Raw genomic sequence first — 17,797 nt, 5'->3', positions numbered from 1 at the left:
GGAATACAGTTTTCTCTGGATCGGATAACTCTTGAAATTACCCGATGGACCGGTTTTTCCGGCTTGTTGTGTAATTCCCGCAAATCAGCCAGTCTTGCCGTTCCATCCCCCCGTTGCTACGGAAGAGACGAAAAGCAAACCTGACCAAACGGTCAAATCAACGTTATGAAGACTTGACCAATCGGTCAAGATGAGAATTCAATCGGCATGATGAATTTGTGATCACGTGAAGCCCTTGCAGAAACCGACCAGCCGATCCGCAGCCCGCGCAGAAAACGAACGCCTCATTCTCGAGGCGGCAGAGACCGTATTTGCTGAGCATGGCTTCAAGGGCGCGACCACGGGCCAGATAGCAGACCGGGCAGGGATCCCGAAAGCCAATCTGCATTATTATTTCCCCACGAAGGAATCGCTCTATCGTCAGGTGGTGGAAAACATTTTCCGGATTTGGCTGGATGCGGCCAACACCTTTGACGATTGCGACGATCCGGAAGTAGCCCTGACCAGTTACATCAACGCCAAGATGGATATCTCACGGCGCCATCCGATGGGCTCGAAGGTCTGGGCCAATGAGATCCTGCACAAGGCGCCGGTGATCCAGGACTACCTGGAGACGACGCTGGACGAATGGACCGAAAGCAGGATAGCGGTGATCGAGCGCTGGATCGCGGAGAAAAAGATGGCACCGGTCGATCCACGGACGCTGCTCTACATGATCTGGGCAACGACCCAGCACTATGCGGATTTCAATCACCAGATCGAAACATTGAATGCGGGAAAGCCCTTGAGCGAAGAGCAATTCGAAACGGCGAAGAAAACGGTCGTCGGTATTATTCTTGCCGGTGTCGGAATTCATCCGAACGGCAAAGGGGCAGGGGCATGAACAAGCGACACAAATCCGAAAAGCCGGTTCGCCTCAGCCGCATCCAGGAAATGAACCGCAGCCGCATCATCGACGCAGCCCTGGGCGAATTTTCCCGCTACGGCTATTCCGGCGCCACCATCGACAAGATCTCTGCGGCAGCCGGCATGTCAAAGTCGAACTTACTCTATTATTTCTCTTCAAAAACAGCGGTTTATGAAGCGGTCTTAGAGTACATTCTCGACGTCTGGCTGGCGCCGCTGCGTACCCTCAACCCAGACGGCGACCCGGCAAGCGAACTCGCCGCCTATATCAGGCAAAAGATGAGGATGTCTGCTGAACGCCCTGAAGCATCAAGGCTTTTTGCAAATGAAGTCATACAAGGTGCACCACAGATCGGCGACGTTCTGGAGAAGGACCTGAAAAACCTCGTCACCGAAAAATCCAAGGTGATCGAACAATGGATCGAGGCTGGAAAGATCCGCAGGATTGTCCCCGTCCATCTGATCTTCACCATTTGGGCGACGACCCAGCACTATGCGGATTTCGACAGTCAGATCCGGGCGCTCACCGGAACAGGACTGGAAGATCCGGAGTTTTTCGCGGAAGCGGAAAATGCCGTCTGCAGCCTGATCCTGAATGGGCTCGGGCTTGAATGGCCCAAGCAGCAAAAGACGTCATGAGCGACCACGAGCAGGCCCCAGGCGAGACGCAACGCATCCCGGTTACGGGACGGTTCTATATCCTGCCTGACGACCTGCACGAGGATTTCATCCGCGCCTCCGGGCCGGGCGGCCAGAACGTCAACAAGGTCTCGACCGCGGTTCAGTTGCGCTTTGATCTGGATGGCAATACGACCCTGCCGGAGGAAGTAAAGGCGCGTGCCGCAACGCTGGCCGGAAGCCGGCTGACCCAGGGCGGCGAAATCGTCCTACAGGCAGACCGTTTCCGGACCCGCGAACGCAATCGCGAAGACGCTTTGAACCGGCTGCTGGAACTGCTGCGCAAGGCCTTTGAAAAGCCCAAACCCCGCAAGGCGACGAGGCCGACACTCGCATCCAAGAAACGTCGGCTGGAATCGAAAAAGAAACGCGGCGCGGTCAAGAAGATGCGGGGCAGGGGCGCCGGCCTCGACTGAGCCTACCGGAAAACCGTCCGCCTGCCAGCACCCGTCTCAATGATGCGGCGATTGGCCAGAGGCGATCGCCAGATGATGGGCCTGATGATGCGCCCCGAGCGTCATAACGCCGATAAAGCCGAGGGCATGCAATTTCGGCAGGTCGGCCGGATCGGCAACGGTCACCGTCATGATCGCGCCGTCGGGCATGTCCTCGGCGATATAGGTAAAGCCGGCAACCCCGTTCATGGTTGCCGCATGGGCCGTGACCATGCGCTGGATGGAACCCCGGACTTCGCCCGTGCCGGTGACCGAGAACCGAAAACCGCTGTCGATCGGCTCGGCCGTGACCTTGGCATGGAGCGTGACGTTGTTCATATCGATCAGGTGGGCGCGCAATGCGGGGATATCGACCCTTGGACCAGTCGGTCGCCGGATCCGCAACGAGTAGGGCGACTACCTCCTGGATCGCGGCAAATGCCCCTTGGCCCGGTTCCTTGGGCATTTCCGGCATAGGCATCCCGGTTCCGACATTGTGCTGCATCTGATGATCGTGACCCGTATGGCCGCCGGTCTCCATCTGTGCGGCATGGCTGGCGACCGGAGTAAGATACAGGGATGCGGCTAGGGCGTAGCGGATCATTGAGGCACTCCGGTGTTGTCTGTCTTGTCTTTTGATCTTGCCAGAATAAAGCGGCATCCAACATGATAGCGATCATGTCACTCACCGAAAAAGATCTCTTCGAAGGCCTGGCAAGCCAGAAACGACAGTTCGAGCCGGGGCAGTATCTGTTTCATCGAGGCGATCCGGTACAGCGTCTGTTTCGTGTCGTGGCGGGAGAAGTTCAACTGGTCCGGCCTCAGGAGGCGGGGGATGTGGTTGTCCTGCAAAGGGCGAGAACCGGGGACGTTGTCGCCGAAGCCTCTGTGTTTGCGGGCACCTATCACTGCGACGCGATTGCCCACACAGAAACGACCGTCCTGCTTGTCTCAAGAGACACCTTCCTGACGCACTTTCACCAGAACCCTGAGTTCGCCGAGGCCTGGGCGGCACGGCTGGCGCGGGAAGTCCAGCTTATGCGACTGCAGAACGAGATCCTTTCACTGAAAGCCGTCAGGGAACGGCTCAAGGCCTGGCAGGCCTGGCATGGCGATCTGCCGCCGAAAGGTGAGTGGCTCCACATCGCCCGTCAAATCGGCGTCAGTCCGGAAGCGCTTTACCGCGAAATTGGAAAACTACGCCGCTAACCCGGCTTGCCTGATAGCCGTTCAGGCTTGTCAGGAATAGTCCTCGGCAAGATCGGCGGTCGACCGCTCGCCGATATCATCGTAATGCCGGTCCATCCAATCTTTGGCGGCATTCCGGCCGATTTCCTTCAGTTCGGTCAGGAAGGCCCATTCGGCATTGACCTTCGACGAAGCCTGCAGCGGCTTGAGTTCATCCGCCGTGATACGGTGGAGATTGACTTTCATGTACTCGTCCGGAGACAGCTTGCCGTCCTCGATCAGCCGGCTGACGAAGTCGATCGCGCGCAGCTCCCGCAGGAGCGTCGAGTTGAACGTGATCTCATTCAGGCGGTTCAGGATCTCCCGTGCCGTCTTCGGCGTCTCGCGCCGGTGTACCGGGTTGATCTGGATGAGAACCACGTCCGGCGTCTCCGTGTGGTAGAACAGCGGATAAAGCGGCGGATTACCCATATAGCCGCCGTCCCAATAGGGCTCGCCATCGATCTCCACGGCCTGGAACATGTGCGGCAGGCACGCGGATGCCATGACCGCGTCCAGGGTGACGTCTTTTTCGCGAAACACGCGGATCTTGCCGGTATGCACATTCGTGGCCGCGACGAACAGTTTCAGCGCGGAACAATGGTGGACCCGGTCAAAGTCGACGACCTTGGCAACCACGTCACGAAGCGGATTGATGTTTAGCGGATTGAATTCGTATGGCGAGGCAAAACGGGACAGAATGTCGAAAGCCAGATAGCTCGGAGAGAAATCGAGGCTCCACTGGCCCATGGCAATATCTATCGGGGAGCGCTTGATCGGGCTCAAGAAGGAATGCCGGCTGACCTCACGCCAGAAGGTTTCCAGATAGGCGCGGGCACCATCTTCACCACCGGCTTCCAGGCCCGAAGCCAGCACGACCGCGTTCATGGCGCCGGCAGACGTGCCGGATATGCCATCGATGATGAAACGCTCGTCTTGGAGCATCCAGTCCAGAACGCCCCAGGTAAACGCACCATGGGCGCCGCCACCTTGAAGGGCGAGATTGATCCGTTTGGCGGTTTGCTTCCTGGAAGCCATGAAAGACTGCGTTCCGACAAAAATCCATTGGAACCCGAACGGTATACCGCCGAATATGCGGCGTCCATCGGGAAGCAGGGAACGTCCTCATTTCCATCAATTAAATTCGCATAATATATATTATGGAACTTATACAGATGTGCAGTTTAGCGCAGGTTTCTGCAGGATCCCGCACGTTCTGTCGCGCCGCGCCTTCACACTCACGCCCTCAATCGTCATTACGCGCATCATACTGCTGCTGCGCTGCCTCGACGCAATCGACGTTCTCACCGACCCAGGTCATCAAATGACGGATCGGTTCAAGCAGCGACCGGCCGAGTTCGGTCAACTCGTATTCCACATGTGGCGGCACCGACGGATACACCGTTCGCGACACAAGCCCGTTGCGTTCCAGACCACGCAGCGAAAAAGTCAGCATGCGTTGCGAAATTCCATTGATCTGGCGTTTCAGCTCGCCGAACCGCATTGGACCGTTCGCCAGGATGCTGACGATCAGCAATGTCCATTTATCGCCGATCCGCGCCAGGATCGGCGTAATCCGCTTGCAGCCGCCGGTAACATGGATGTGCCCAAGGTCCAGATGTGTGCCTTCTTGCATTGCAGCATTCCAGTAATTATTAGTTCCTTAGTATCTAATATATACCAAAAGGAACAAAAAACCATGCCGCTACGTCTGCAAGTCATCCTGGCCACCACACGGCCGGGGCGCAAGGGTCCGGAATTCGGGCGCTGGTTTGCTAAATATGCAAGCAATAACAGCAACTTCGAAATTGATGTAGTAGACATTTCCGAATTCAATCTGCCGGTCTTCGATGAACCGCAACACCCGGTCATGCAGAACTATGAGCATGACCATACCAAGCGCTGGAGCGAAACAATCGCCAAAGGCGATGCCTATGTCTTCGTCATGCCCGAATATGATCACACGGCTCCGGCATCGCTCATCAATGCGTTGACCTATCTCTCCAAGGAATGGGCCTATAAGCCGGCAGGATTTGTCTCCTACGGCGGTGTTTCCGGCGGACTGCGCGGCGTTCAGTCGCTCAAGCCGATGCTGAATGCCCTGAAGATGGTTCCGGTTCCTGAAGCCGTGACAATCCCCAACTACGGCGAGTTTCTGGACGACAACGGTTTCAACGCCAATGAGCTCCACGAAAAAGGCGCTGCAGACATGCTTGCCGAACTCGCCAAATGGGCCGGAGCGCTGAAGTCTATTCGTACGCCCACGGAAGCCAAGACCAGCCAGGCAGCATAAAGCCTCAAAAGGCTGCGGATGGCGCCTCCCCGTCGTCCGCAGCATCAATCACCTTGCGCGCAATTTCATACGGATATCCGGCCCGGCAAAGCGCCGCCATATCCTTTTCCCGGCGCTCCTCCCGTTGACCCCGTGTCCGCCAGGGCCCCAGCCGGCGCCGCCGCGCGTAAGTCAGGGCGGCTTCCAATTCTGACGTATCGTCCTGATCAATGACGGTCGCGATCAAATCGCGATCGACACCCTTGGAAGCAAGCGTCGCTTCAATCTGCCGTTTTGAGCGACCGCGCCGGCGCAGACCGACCAGTTTGGTTTCCGCATAGGTCCTGTCATCGACCATTCCCGCGCGCCGGCACTTCGCCACGACCCGATCAACGATCTCCCGAAAGTCTTCCGGAGACCTGCCATTGGCGGTCGCAGCGCGTTTCACTTTGCGGCTCAAGACGTTCCGCAGATTTTCCTGGGAGGATGCGTAGCGGTCCAGATAGTGAATGGCCGCACGCGTCAGGCGTTCTTCCGTTGGCAGCTTGTATTTTCTTTGAGCGCCAGGAACCCGCCGGCCGCTCTGGCCGCCATTATCGTCGACTGGATCGCCCTTCTCTGCCATCCGGGCAGCCTATCGGGGGCACACCGGATTCGCTAGTGACCTCCGCCACCGGCACCCGCCGCCGCCGGCTTTTCAACCAGGACCAGGGCAAAGACAAGACCGACGAAAAGCGTCGTCAGCAACAGGAACACATCCGAAAACGACATGACGATCGCCTCGCGGGTCACGATTCCCGAAAGCGTTTTCAACCCGGCGGTTTCGGCCAGGTTGCCGAGAGCCGAATAGGCTTGGCTCATCATCGTAATGGTTTCATTCACCACCGGCCGGGCCCAGTTGAGGCTTTCCGACAGGCGCGCGTAGTGGAAATCCTGTCGGTTGGTGAGCATCGTGCCGATGATCGCGAGACCGACGGCCCCGCCCAGGTTCCGTGTCAGATTGAACAGGCCCGAGGCATTCTTGATCATCGCCGGCGGCAGCACGCCAAGGGCGATGTTGTTGATCGGCACCATGCAGATCATCAGGGAACAGCCGCGCAGGATCTGCGGCACGAACAGCTCCCAATAGTCCCAGTCATGGGTCAGGCCGGTGACCATCCACGTGCCGATACCGAAACCGGTGAAGCCGATGGCCATCATGATCCGCGGGTCCATCATGCTCATCATGCGCCCGGCGATCGGGGCCGTCAGGAACATGGCCGCTCCGGAAACGAACATGGTCTCGCCGATCTGCAGCGAACTGTAGTCCCGGACCGAACTGAGATAGACCGGGTAAAGATAGGTCAGCCCGTAGAGGCCGATCCCCATCGTGAAGCTGAAGATGCAGCCGATGGTGAAATTCCGGTTGGAAAACGCGCGCAGGTCGACCACGGGTTCGCGCACGGTGAAAGCCCGCCAGAAGAAAATCGCGGCTCCGATGATGGTGGCCAGGCTGAACAGCAGGATCTCTTCGCTCTGGAACCAGTCTTCCCCGGAGCCCTCCTCCAGAACGAATTCCAGCGATCCCAGAAAGACCGCCATGGCAATGAACCCGATCCAGTCGAAATGCTCAAACAGGGACCAGTCCGGCTTGTCGAAATCGATCAGGGTGACCGCGGCGATTGTCACGAAGATGCCGGGGATCACATTGATCAGGAACAGCCAGTGCCAGGAAGCCCATTCGGTCAGGTATCCGCCGAGCGTGGGTCCGATCGTCGGTGCAAGGGTCGCGACAAGACCGATGATGGGCGACACAACGCTGAATTTCTCCCGGGGGAAAATCGTATAGGCCGAGGCGAACACCGTCGGGATCATGCCGCCGCCGATAAATCCCTGCAGCGCCCGCCAGACAATCATTTCCTCAATCGTCGAGGCGGTCGCACACATCATGCTCATAAGGGTAAAACCGGCCGCCGACATGGCGAACATCCAGCGTGTCGACAGCATCCGCGACAGATATCCGGAAAGCGGAATCATGATCACTTCCGCGATCAGATAGGCCGTCTGGACCCATGCGATATCGTCCTGGGACGCACTCAGCCCCGACTGGATTTCAGGCAGGGAGGCCGACACGATCTGGATGTCCAGGATCGCCATGAACATGCCGAAAACCATGCACAGGAAGGTAAACAACCTGCGTCCGGTGATGACCTGTTCCGGATGATCCTGAGCCGCGGTGTTTGCCATGCCGGGGCAGCCTTACTGCCGAAGCGCCACTTGGGCACCGTCGGATGCGGGGGATCCGGTGCGCGTATCCACTTCGACAATCACCGACATGCCGGCGCGCAAGGGATGGGTCCTTGCATCATCCGGATCGACCTCGATCTTCACCGGAACCCGCTGAACGACCTTGGTGAAGTTTCCGGTTGCGTTTTCGGACGGGAGCAGACTGAAGACCGAGCCGGTTGCCGGAGAAATACTCTCCACACGACCGGTCAGAACCTGCCCCGGATACGCATCCACGGACATGTGCACTTCCGCACCGGGATAGATCTTGCCGAGCTGGGTTTCCTTGAAGTTCGCATCCACCCGGGCTTCGCTGATCGGAACGATGGCCGCCACGCGGCTTCCGGCCTGCAGGAAGGAGCCGACCTGTGCGGCACGATTACCCAGAATACCGTCGACCGGAGCCTTCACAATCGTGAAGCCGAGATCCCGCTTGGCCTTTTCCAGAGCCGTCTCTGCGGCCTTTACGGCCTGTACAGCCTCCTGCTTCTGGCTTTTTAGAACCTCGACATTGGCTTTCGCCAGATCGATGGCCGCCAAAGCCTTCTGAACGTTCGCATCCGCACTTTTCTGCGCCGTGCGCGCTGAATCGAGGCTCGCCTGGCTGATGACGTTGTTGACCGTCAACTTGGATCTGCGGTCAAAAGTCAGGTCGGTGTCTTCTTTGGCTGCTTGCGCCGCCAGGAGACCGGCTTTCGCTTCGCTGATGGAAACTTCTCCCGCCTTGATCTGCTCGGCAATCCGGTCGACCGTTGCCATGGCGGACGAGAGACTGTTGCGGGCAGCTTCCACCGCCAGACGGTAGTCGCCGTCATCGATACGGAACAGGATATCCCCCTTCCGCACATAAGCGTTGTCATCCTGTTCGACTTCAGAAACGTAACCCGACACCTTGGACAGAATGACCGTGATATCCGCATTCACATAGGCGTCGTCAGTCGTTTCGATAAAGCGGCCGTGGGTCCACCAGGCATGTCCTTCGTAGGCTCCGCCCGATAGAGCCGCCGCCAGAAGCGCCAACAGGATGATCCGGCGCCTCGCCTTTTTCTTCGGCTTCGCCGGCATGGCCATAGCTGTCTTCGTATCTGCAGGCTCCACGGCGTTGTTGCCCGTGGCAGCTCCAGCAGTCGCAGCCGGCGCCTTGGCGTCTTGTGTCTCTGTGCTCACAGATAAATACCTTTGTCGCTATTTCCGAACGACTGTTCGCCAAGCTCAAAAGTCATTGACTGAACGGTTCGGTCAATCCTATATACGCATTAGAATTGTGCGACGCAATCGGCTCAACGAAAAAATTATTGAGCCTTAAAGGACCAATCGCGTGGCACGACTTCAGCCTTGCTTTATTCCGTCAATGCGAGGCTGTAGACTTGGTAAACGAGTTCCGCACTATCGGAGCCCAATGGATGGATCGCCGAGACGTGACGCAGATTGAAGACACAGAAACCGAGAAGACCACTCCCCGCCCGGACACCGCAAAGTACCGGCAAATCCTGAACGGGGCGCGGGAAGTGTTTCTGTCGCACGGTTATGACGGCGCCTCCATGGACCAGATCGCCAGGACAGCCGGTGTCTCGAAGGGAACGCTCTACGTCTACTTCCCCGGCAAGGAAGCCCTGTTCCGGGAACTGATCCTCAAAGACCGCTTGAAACAGGCGGAAGCGCTTCTCGATTGCGCCGCCGGTGAAGGCAATCTGCGCGACACCCTGACCAAGATCGGACGCGTCTTCATAGAACAGATGTTCAATCCGGAACGGCTTTCGACGATACGAATGGTCATTGGCGCAACGGAAAAATTCCCGGAATTCGGTAACCTGCTCTACGAAGCCGGGCCGAAAAAAGGCATGGAAACCTTCGGCCGCTTTCTTAAGAAATACGTCGCAAAAGGCGAACTGACCTGTCCAGATACCGAACTTGCGGCTGCACAGTTCATGGATCTGTGCAGTTCACGGATCGGCAAAAGAGCCATGTTCCAACCGGGGCATTTGCCGGCACCCGAAGACGTCGATGCCAATGTCGCGTCCGCGGTTCATATGTTCCTCGCCGCCTACGGGACCGGAAAGTAGCCCCTGAACCACCCGGGTCCTGCGCTCCTCAGACCTTCGCCTTGATCCGCATACCGTCGTAGGCCGGAACGATATGGTCCGGCAGCTCCCCACACAATTCGGCATAGTCCATGTCATTGTGCAGGTTGGTAAGAACGGCTTTCTTCGGCTTGAGATAATCGATCCAGGCCAGGGCATCATCCAGAGAGAAATGGCTCGGATGCGGCGTCCGGCGCAGCGAATCCACGATGAAGAAATCCAGATCGGAAAATCCTTCATGCGACTTCTCCAGGATATCGGACACATCCGGGAGATAGGCAATCCCGCCGAATCTCAATCCCAGCGACTTGATCTCCCCGTGTTCTACTTCCAGCGGCAGAAACCGGATCGCTCCGCCTGCCCCTTCGATCACGCATTCCTCGTAAGCCACGAGTTCGTGCCGCTCCAGGATCGGCGGATAGGAAGATCCGTGCGGCGTGTGGAAGCAATAGTCAAAGGCACCGAGCGCCCTTTGATAGGTGTGGGCATCCATGTAGACCGGCATGCGCTGGCGATGCCGGATGGTCAGCGCGCGAAGATCATCGATCCCGTGGAGATGATCCGCATGCGGATGGGTATAAAGGACCGCGTCCAAATGCTGCACATCTGCATCGAGAAGCTGCTGGCGCAGGTCGGGACCGGTATCGATCAGAACGGAAGTCTTGCCGTTCTCACCTAGCTGCTCGATCAGAATGGAACAGCGCTTGCGCCGGTTTTTCGGTTCCGCCGGATCGCATGTGCCCCAATCATTGCCGACCCGCGGCACGCCGCCGGACGATCCGCAACCGAGGATGGTAACCGTCAGCTCCGCACTCATCCGGCGCTCACCTGCAGGTGCGCCGGCTTTGGAACTTTCGAAAACAATCGGAAGAAGTTCTCGGTTGTCTGCGCCGCCATCTCGTCGAAGGAAACGCCTCGCGTTTCGGCAAGAACCGCTGCGGTCATGGCGGTGTAGGCCGGTTCGTTACGTTTCCCGCGCTTGGGCTGCGGCGCCAGATAGGGTGCATCCGTTTCCACCAGAAGCCGGTCAGCCGGGAGCTCTTTGGCGATCTTCCGCAACTCCTCGGAGCGCTTGAAAGTCAGGATGCCGGAAAAAGAGACGTACAGACCAAGCTCGATCCCGGCCAGGGCAAGATCGCGTCCGGAAGAAAAGCAGTGCAGCAGGGCCGGAAAAGCCCCCTTCCCCATCTCCTCGCGCAGGATCGCAGCCATGTCCTCGTCGGCATCGCGCGAATGAATGACGAGCGGCAGGCCGGTCTTGCGGGCCGCGTCGATATGGATGCGAAGCCCTTCGGCCTGTGCGTCCCGCGGCGCTTTGTCGTAGAAATAATCGAGCCCGGCTTCGCCGATCGCAACCACCTTCGGGTGGTCGGTCAGAGCGACGATTTCCTCGACCGGAATGCCACGCTCTTCGCCCGCACTGTGGGGATGGGTTCCGACCGAACAATAGACATTGTCATAGGCCTCCGCGACCGACCGGACCTGATCGAATTTCCGGATCCGGGTACAGATCGTCACCATCAGGTCGACACCCGCCTCATGGGCGCGGGCGATCAACTCGTCCCGTTCACCGTCGAAATCGGGAAAATCAAGATGGCAGTGGCTATCGACAATCATGAATACGGGCTTGTGCATTGTGAGGACGTGGGAACCGTCTGCTTCGGTAGCCGCAAGCGGCTCAAGACGCAAGTAGGTTGCAGCGCAAACGCGTCAAGAGCCGGTACCAAAGGTCGCCCCCGGCGCGGAGCGATCGGCATATCCTCCTAAAGCAAATCATTCTCCTCAAGCACCTTGCGCGCCACCCGGAAACACTCCATGGCCTGCGGAACGCCGCAGTAGATACCGACCACGTGGACGATCGCCCGGATTTCCTCTTTCGATACACCGTTGTTGAGCGCGCCCCGGCAATGGGTTTCCCATTCATGCATCTTGCCGAGCGCGCCGATCATGGCAAGGTTCATCATGGACCGGGTCTTGGCATCGATCGTCTCGTCTCCCCAGCCGAACCCCCAGCACCAGGCAGTCATCGCTTCCTGGAACGGCAGGTTGAAATCACCGGCGTTTTCAAAGGCCTTGTCGACATACTCGGCGCCGAGTGTTGCCTTGCGCTTTGCCAATCCTCTTTCAAAAAGATCCTGATCCATGATCCCTCCCCTATTTCCGTCGGATAACCGCGGGAACAGCCCACTCTCGCCGGTGCCCGCAGATTCAGATTAAACGGATTCGGTCACTGATGCGGGGTATTTCACGGCAAAATAGTCCCAGCCGGAAACCCGCCCGAAGGCGCGTGTCCGGTTAATTATAGAAACAGTTATCGCCTCTATGATCAGCCTACGGCCGCTTCGCGTCCGTCAGTCTTCAACGCATTCATTGCACACTTCACCGGAATTGACCGGCGCCGTGTTCTTGCACTTGAAACCATAACCGCAATCGGCGTTTTTCGTGCATTGCCCGCAGAATGCTGCCGCGGCCGTCGGGAGCAACGTAACCGGTACGGAAGCGAGAACGCCGATCCCCGCGGCTTTGGCCATAAGACCGAGTGTCTTGCGCCTGGTTAAAGGGTCAACCGGAGCCGCTTTCAGCGAACCTGTCGCCCGCAAGGCATAGCCGACCAGATGGACCAGCCAGAGAAGGCTCAACCCGCCCGCAATCAAGGCTGCCGCCAGTGCGAGGGATTGATATCCGCCGGTTGACGCAACCAACGCAAAGCCACCCCAGGCGCATAGGGAAGAAATAAGCGCCTTTTTCATGCAGCGGTCGCAATGACCGAAGTTCCGGATAATAAACGAATGCTTGTAGGGAGACGTCTGATACATGATGCTCTCCTGTCGTTTACAGGGTGGCTGTCGCCGCCATTAACAGAATAGCACATCGCGCCGGCTAAATTGCTTTCTCCGTTGGTTCGGTAAAGGGGTGCTTTCAAAAGAGAGCCTGCATCACCCGCTCCCGGGTCAGCGGCAGGTCCCGAACCGTCACGCCAAGAGCGGAACGAACCGCGTTGCCCAATGCCGCAGCGGTCGGCCCTTGCGAAATCTCACCACAACCGAGCGGGGGTTCATCCGCCTGTTCCAACAGGCGGACAGAAAGGTTCGGAACGTCTGAGAATTTCAGGATCGGATAGTCGAGCCAGCTTTCGGCGGCAACCTGGCTGCCTTCCAGCCGCGCGGCTTCCTTCAGGGTCCAGCTCATGGACTGGATGATCCCGCCTTCGATCTGATTGAGGGCGCCGTCGCGGCTGATGACCTCGCCGATATCGGCCGCCGCATAGACGTCCGTCACCCTGATTTCCTGATCGACCACGACTCGCGCCATGACAGCACAATAGCCAGCCGTATTCTTGTAGCGTGCGAACCCCAGGCCCCAGCCGATTCCCTGTCCGCACGCTTCACTGCGCCAGGCCCCGGAGATATCGTCGACAACCTCGATCACCGTCTTGGCCCGTTCGTCTTCCAGGTGCGCAAGACGGAAGACAACCGGATCCACACCGAGTTCCAGGGCGATCTCGTCCATCAGCGTCTCGATAGCATAAATATTGGCGTAGGCGCCGAGGCCGCGCAGCGACGACGAGCGGTAAGGCAGAGAATGGACGATCCGCTTGGACACTTCCAGGTTCGGGATCGCGTAAAGCGGAACGGCGTTTCGGTCCGCGCCGCCCCCGCGGGCAAGCGGAATATCGGTTGACGGCGCCGGCGGCATGGGATTTTTCAGATAGGATGCGGCCCGCAAATTCGGCGTTCCATTGACGCCGGGCCGATTGGCATGAGGCGCCGAATTCACCTCGATGCGCATGGACGTGATCTTGCCATCTCCGGTCACCGTCGCCGCGCACTGGGTCACCATCCCCGGTCCCATGGGCGCAGACTGGAATTCGTCCCTCCGGCTCCACACCACCTTGACCGGCCGGCCGGGTAAGGCCGCCGCCATCAATGCCGCATCGAGCGCGACATCGTCCGCACCATTGTGTCCATAACATCCGGATCCGGGACGATGGATCACCGTTATCCGGTCTTCGGGCTGCTTGAACACCATGCCGAGCGCTGACCGCAGCTGATAGACACCCTGGCTGTGGCACCAGACCGTGAGTCCTCCATCCTGCCATTCCGCGACCGCAGCCGAAGGTCCGATGGATCCGTGATGCAGATACGGCCGCGATACGGTGGTTTCGAACAGCCGGCCTTTAGCGCCGCTGATCTTCCCGTTTTGCACCACAACCTCGGCAGGCTCCGTGGACGACCCGATCGCTTGTATCGCGTCGTTAGGCGCCTGTGACTGGTCGACCCATCTGGCGCGCGCCCGTGCCCAACGGGCAGCGGCGATCGCCTCCACCTCCGTTTCGGCAATAATTCCGACGAAACTGCCGTCGCGGATCGCAGCCACCACACCCGGGCGGGCCTTCAGGGCTTCCAGATCGAGTTCCTCGAGCACCGCCGTCATGCTCGGCGGATGCAGGGGCTTGCCGTAAAGCATGCCGGGCCGTTCCATATCATGGACGAAAGGAGCACCTGTCAGCCGCTCCATCAAGTCCAAACGAAGGGCATCCGTAGCGCAATGCTGGTTATTCTGGCTCACCGGGGCTGCCAACTCGACCACAGGCTGATCAAGATCAAGATAACCGACCAGGTCACCGATCGTCAGATCCGTTGGAACGCCTTTCTCGAGAACAACTCCGTTGGAAAGAGAGAGATCTCCAACCCCGCACCCCAGCTTGTCAGAGGCCGCTTTCAGGACGAGGCTTCGAAAGGCCGATGCGGCCCATCTGACGGCCTGACCGCCGCCGGAGATCGACATGCTCCCCGCCGTGAACCCTTCATCCGGCGTCAGTCCCGTATGTCCGGCTTCAAGGGTAAGGGTTTCGGGCGCACAACCAAGCTCATCCGCCGCCATCCTGCAGATCGCGGATGCGTTTCCCTGGCCGAGTTCGACCCGCCCGGAAAGCACCGTCATCGCGCCGTCTGGCGAAACCCGGATCCAGTTACTGATCAGTGGCGCACCGCTAAGCGGCATCGGAGGTTTGGGCGTGCTCATTCGCCGGCCTCCGCCATAATTCCGGCCGCCTGTTCAACGGCCTTAAGGATCCTTGTATGGGTCCCGCAACGGCACAGATTGCCGTCGAGCGCGGCGATGATATCCGCCCGATCCGGTTGTTCGTTCCGGTCAAGCAGGGCCTTTGCGGCCATGAGAATTCCCGGCAGGCAATAGCCGCACTGGGCCGCCTGCTGGTCGATCGCCGCATCGATCAGGGGATGCGGCGGATCCGTGTCGAGGCTTTCGACTGTCTCGACCGACTTGCCGGCCACGGCGGAGACCGGCAGGTCACAGGAGGTGACGGCCACGCCATCCAAAATGACGGTGCAAGCGCCACAGGCCGCATCACCGCACCCGAAACGGGTCCCCTTGAGGCCCAGTTCCTCCCGCAAGGCATAGAGAAGCGGAATGTCGGCCCCGGTCCGGACCGTCCTGTCCTCCCCGTTCACGCGAAACGCGACGTCAGTCTCAGCCACCCCTGTTCCTCCCGGCGACTCGAATAATTCTGAAAGGAGCTTAGAGCATCAAACCTCTCGGCTCACTGATCAGTCTTGCATATTGGCTAAGGAACCGGGCCGCCTCGGCCCCGTTGATGACACGGTGGTCATAAGACAGATCGAGCGGCACCATGGGCTTTGGCTGGAAGGCTTCCCCGTACCAGATCGGCTGCATTCTGGCTTTCGTTATGCCGAGAATGGCGACTTCGGGCGGATTGACGATCGGGGTAAAGCCGATGCCGCCGATGCCACCGAGATTGGAAATCGACATGGAGGCTCCGCCAAAAGCGTCCGGCGGCAGCTTGCGCGCCTGGGCCTTTGCGGCGAGTTCGCCAATGTCGCGGCCAATCTCGAACAGCCCTTTGCGATCGGCATCGCGGATCACCGGCACGGTCAGACCATAGGGCGTGTCGACGGCGATGCCGATATGGACATAGTCCTTGAGGATGAGCGTCTTGCCATCGGGACTGAGCGAGGCGTTGAAGGTCTCGAATGCACGCAGGCAGTGCGCGAGCGCCTTCACATGGAAGGCAAGAGCCGTGAGTTTAACCCCGGCCTCTGACGCTTCGTCCTTCAAAGATTTACGGAACGCCTCGACAGTGGAGACATCGGCCTCATCGTGGTGGGTGACCTGGGGGATCAGCGCGTTGGCGGCCGCCAGGTTTTTCGCCGCCACCTGCGCAAACCGGGACATCGGTTCGGCGCGCACCGGGCCGTATTGGGAATGATCGATCTCCCAATAAGAGGCATCCCCAGCCGTCTGCGAGGCCACGGGGACTTTGCCGCCTGCGCCTTCCACATCCTCGCGCGCCAGCGTCTCCCGGCCGAGGGTCCGGCCGAGATCGGCGAGGTCGATGCCCTTGCGGGCGGCGAGCGCCCTGACCGACGGGCTGGCGATAACCGTGTTCACGGGTTGAGGTCCTTCACCAGCTTGCGGAGATATACTGGGTTTCCATGAACTCCAGCATGCCTTCGTGTCCGCCCTCCCGGCCGAGGCCGGACTGCTTGGTGCCGCCGAAGGGGGCGGCCGGATCGGAGACGAGCCCCCGGTTGAGACCGACCATGCCGTAGTCGAGCCGCTCGCAAACCTGCAGGGCCCTTTTCATGTCTTCGCTGAAGACATAGGCGACGAGCCCGTACTCGGTGTCGTTGGCGCGGCGGATGACGTCTTCCTGGTCGTTGAAGGTCTGGATTGCCGCGACCGGCCCGAAGATCTCGTCATGGACGCAATCGGCCGTTTCCGGCACGTTGGTCATCACCGTCGGCGGATAGAAGAAGCCTTTGCCGCCGGGGGTGTTGCCGCCAAGCAGGACCTTGGCGCCCTTTTGAACCGCATCGTCGACGAATGCGGCAACCTTGTCGCGGGTATCCGCATTGACCAGCGGACCGACATCCACATCCGGGTCCAGGCCGTTGCCCATTTTCAGCCCGGCCATCGCCGCGGTGAACTTCTCTGCAAAGACGTCGGCCACCGCCTCATGCACATAGATCCGGTTGGCCGCCGTGCAGGCCTCGCCCAGGTTGCGCATCTTGGCAAGCATGGCGCCCTCGACCGCGATGTCGATGTCGGCGTCCTCGAACACGATCAGCGGCGCGTTGCCGCCAAGCTCCATGGCGGGTTTCAGAACGTTGTCGGCCGCCGAATGCAGCAGCTTGCGCCCGACCCCCGTGGAGCCGGTGAAGGACACCACCCGGACCCGGGGGTCATGCAGCATGTGGTTGACCAGCGCCCCGGTCTTCTTTGACGGCAGCACGTTGACGAGCCCCTTCGGTACGCCTGCCTCTTCCAGAAGCGGCATCAGGGCGAGCATGGTGAGCGGGGTTTCCGAAGCAGGCTTGATGATCACCGGGCAGCCGGCGGCAAGGGCCGGTGCGATCTTGCGCGTGCCCATGGCGGCCGGATAGTTCCACGGCGTCACCAGAACGGCGATACCGGCCGGCTTGTGCTGAACGATGATGCGCGCGCCGGAGGCCGGTGCATGGGTGATCAGCCCGTCGGCACGCACAGCTTCTTCGGCAAACCAGCGGAAGAACTCCGCCGAATAGGCCGCTTCTCCCCGGGCATCCGTGCCCGCCTTGCCGTTTTCCAGCGTGATCAGCCTGGCGAAGTCGTCGAGCCTTGCCGTCATCAGTTCAAAACACTTGCGCAGGATTTCTGACCGCTCCCGCGGTTTGCGTGCGGACCAGTCGGCGAAGGCGACCTCGGCCGCATCAAGGGCGGCCTCCGCATCGGCGATCTCGGCGGAGGCAACCGAGGTCAGCACCTCTTCAGTAGCCGGGTTGAGCACGTCGAAGCGCTCTCCGCCTGCGCCGGTGCGCCATTCACCGCCGATATAGAGATCGGACAAAAACTCTTGCGCATCGATGTTCAAAGCGGGCTTGTTCATGGGTCTTGTCCTTGGTCTTCAAAGA

At 59.5% G+C, this 17,797-nt stretch carries 20 protein-coding genes; 6 read left to right on the top strand and 14 right to left on the bottom strand.

What is annotated here, in order from left to right; translation table 11 throughout:
- The first annotated feature begins 235 nt into the window (after positions 1 to 235).
- From ABIN98_RS06240 to arfB, 3 genes are read left to right on the top strand one after another with little or no spacing between them, the layout of a single operon-like run.
- Complete coding sequence (locus tag ABIN98_RS06240; RefSeq protein ID WP_346908379.1) at positions 236 to 883, top strand: TetR/AcrR family transcriptional regulator; 648 nt, start codon at positions 236 to 238, stop codon at positions 881 to 883.
- Entirely contained in the window at positions 880 to 1,545 is a 666-nt protein-coding gene (locus ABIN98_RS06235; RefSeq protein ID WP_346908377.1) for a TetR family transcriptional regulator C-terminal domain-containing protein, read from the top strand. Before ABIN98_RS06240 ends, ABIN98_RS06235 begins: the two co-directional genes overlap by 4 nt.
- A complete protein-coding gene (arfB, locus tag ABIN98_RS06230; RefSeq protein ID WP_346908375.1) occupies positions 1,542 to 2,000 on the top strand; it encodes an alternative ribosome rescue aminoacyl-tRNA hydrolase ArfB in 459 nt (152 codons plus the stop codon). Before ABIN98_RS06235 ends, arfB begins: the two co-directional genes overlap by 4 nt.
- Before the next feature lie 36 nt (positions 2,001 to 2,036).
- On the opposite strand, the gene ABIN98_RS06225 is transcribed toward arfB, so the two are convergent.
- Complete coding sequence (locus tag ABIN98_RS06225) at positions 2,037 to 2,378, bottom strand: hypothetical protein (RefSeq protein WP_346908373.1); 342 nt, start codon at positions 2,376 to 2,378, stop codon at positions 2,037 to 2,039.
- 318 nt (positions 2,379 to 2,696) lie between these two features.
- Here ABIN98_RS06225 and ABIN98_RS06220 point away from each other — a divergent pair, with 318 nt between their 5' ends.
- Positions 2,697 to 3,227, top strand: coding sequence for a Crp/Fnr family transcriptional regulator (locus ABIN98_RS06220; RefSeq protein WP_346908371.1), 531 nt, complete (start codon positions 2,697 to 2,699; stop codon positions 3,225 to 3,227).
- A gap of 30 nt (positions 3,228 to 3,257) precedes the next feature.
- Here the strand turns inward: ABIN98_RS06220 and ABIN98_RS06215 are convergent, their stop codons facing one another.
- Both ABIN98_RS06215 and ABIN98_RS06210 read right to left on the bottom strand, forming a co-directional pair.
- Positions 3,258 to 4,283: a patatin-like phospholipase family protein gene (locus ABIN98_RS06215; RefSeq protein WP_346908369.1), complete on the bottom strand. Its 1,026-nt coding sequence runs from the start codon at positions 4,281 to 4,283 to the stop codon at positions 3,258 to 3,260.
- A 208-nt stretch (positions 4,284 to 4,491) separates the two neighbouring features.
- The gene (locus ABIN98_RS06210; RefSeq protein ID WP_346908367.1) at positions 4,492 to 4,881 is read right to left on the bottom strand and encodes a helix-turn-helix domain-containing protein; all 390 of its coding nucleotides are present in this window, start codon (positions 4,879 to 4,881) and stop codon (positions 4,492 to 4,494) included.
- Positions 4,882 to 4,944: 63 nt separating this feature from the next.
- Between ABIN98_RS06210 and ABIN98_RS06205 the strand changes: the two genes are divergently transcribed.
- Positions 4,945 to 5,538, top strand: a complete 594-nt coding sequence (locus ABIN98_RS06205) for an NAD(P)H-dependent oxidoreductase (RefSeq protein ID WP_346908365.1) — start codon at positions 4,945 to 4,947, stop codon at positions 5,536 to 5,538.
- A 4-nt stretch (positions 5,539 to 5,542) separates the two neighbouring features.
- Here the strand turns inward: ABIN98_RS06205 and ABIN98_RS06200 are convergent, their stop codons facing one another.
- Genes ABIN98_RS06200 through ABIN98_RS06190 form a run of 3 tightly spaced genes read right to left on the bottom strand, consistent with a single transcriptional unit; the run spans position 5,543 to position 8,949 of the window.
- Complete coding sequence (locus ABIN98_RS06200; protein ID WP_346908363.1) at positions 5,543 to 6,142, bottom strand: regulatory protein RecX; 600 nt, start codon at positions 6,140 to 6,142, stop codon at positions 5,543 to 5,545.
- Positions 6,143 to 6,174: 32 nt separating this feature from the next.
- Positions 6,175 to 7,743: a DHA2 family efflux MFS transporter permease subunit gene (locus ABIN98_RS06195; RefSeq protein ID WP_346908361.1), complete on the bottom strand. Its 1,569-nt coding sequence runs from the start codon at positions 7,741 to 7,743 to the stop codon at positions 6,175 to 6,177.
- A gap of 12 nt (positions 7,744 to 7,755) precedes the next feature.
- Entirely contained in the window at positions 7,756 to 8,949 is a 1,194-nt protein-coding gene (locus ABIN98_RS06190; RefSeq protein WP_346908359.1) for an HlyD family secretion protein, read from the bottom strand.
- Positions 8,950 to 9,185: 236 nt separating this feature from the next.
- Here ABIN98_RS06190 and ABIN98_RS06185 point away from each other — a divergent pair, with 236 nt between their 5' ends.
- Positions 9,186 to 9,845, top strand: a complete 660-nt coding sequence (locus ABIN98_RS06185) for a TetR/AcrR family transcriptional regulator (RefSeq protein ID WP_346908357.1) — start codon at positions 9,186 to 9,188, stop codon at positions 9,843 to 9,845.
- Positions 9,846 to 9,873: 28 nt separating this feature from the next.
- On the opposite strand, the gene ABIN98_RS06180 is transcribed toward ABIN98_RS06185, so the two are convergent.
- From ABIN98_RS06180 to ABIN98_RS06145, 8 genes are all read right to left on the bottom strand, one after another.
- Positions 9,874 to 10,680, bottom strand: a complete 807-nt coding sequence (locus ABIN98_RS06180) for an MBL fold metallo-hydrolase (RefSeq protein ID WP_346908355.1) — start codon at positions 10,678 to 10,680, stop codon at positions 9,874 to 9,876.
- Positions 10,677 to 11,480 (bottom strand): TatD family hydrolase, encoded by an 804-nt coding sequence (locus tag ABIN98_RS06175; RefSeq protein ID WP_346908445.1) that lies wholly within the window; start codon positions 11,478 to 11,480, stop codon positions 10,677 to 10,679. Before ABIN98_RS06175 ends, ABIN98_RS06180 begins: the two co-directional genes overlap by 4 nt.
- A gap of 146 nt (positions 11,481 to 11,626) precedes the next feature.
- Entirely contained in the window at positions 11,627 to 12,007 is a 381-nt protein-coding gene (locus tag ABIN98_RS06170) for a carboxymuconolactone decarboxylase family protein (protein WP_346908353.1), read from the bottom strand.
- Between the two features lie 207 nt (positions 12,008 to 12,214).
- On the bottom strand, positions 12,215 to 12,679 hold the full coding sequence (locus ABIN98_RS06165) for a DUF3624 family protein (protein WP_346908351.1): 465 nt from the start codon (positions 12,677 to 12,679) through the stop codon (positions 12,215 to 12,217).
- 103 nt (positions 12,680 to 12,782) lie between these two features.
- Positions 12,783 to 14,888 (bottom strand): molybdopterin cofactor-binding domain-containing protein, encoded by a 2,106-nt coding sequence (locus ABIN98_RS06160; protein ID WP_346908349.1) that lies wholly within the window; start codon positions 14,886 to 14,888, stop codon positions 12,783 to 12,785.
- Entirely contained in the window at positions 14,885 to 15,364 is a 480-nt protein-coding gene (locus tag ABIN98_RS06155) for a (2Fe-2S)-binding protein (protein ID WP_394701448.1), read from the bottom strand. The genes ABIN98_RS06160 and ABIN98_RS06155 overlap by 4 nt, the downstream gene beginning before the upstream one ends.
- 40 nt (positions 15,365 to 15,404) lie before the next feature.
- The gene (locus ABIN98_RS06150; protein WP_346908347.1) at positions 15,405 to 16,295 is read right to left on the bottom strand and encodes a 2-oxo acid dehydrogenase subunit E2; all 891 of its coding nucleotides are present in this window, start codon (positions 16,293 to 16,295) and stop codon (positions 15,405 to 15,407) included.
- A 13-nt stretch (positions 16,296 to 16,308) separates the two neighbouring features.
- Positions 16,309 to 17,772 carry an NAD-dependent succinate-semialdehyde dehydrogenase gene (locus tag ABIN98_RS06145; RefSeq protein ID WP_346908345.1) on the bottom strand — a complete coding sequence of 488 codons (1,464 nt, stop codon included), beginning with the start codon at positions 17,770 to 17,772 and terminating at the stop codon, positions 16,309 to 16,311.
- Positions 17,773 to 17,797 lie beyond the last annotated feature (25 nt).

Origin of the sequence: uncultured Roseibium sp., assembly GCF_963675095.2 — a bacterium.
In the GTDB taxonomy this organism is placed as follows: Bacteria; Pseudomonadota; Alphaproteobacteria; order Rhizobiales; family Stappiaceae; genus Roseibium.
Note: the sequence above shows the minus strand (reverse complement) of the source record. Positions and strands in the feature narration are given on the sequence as shown.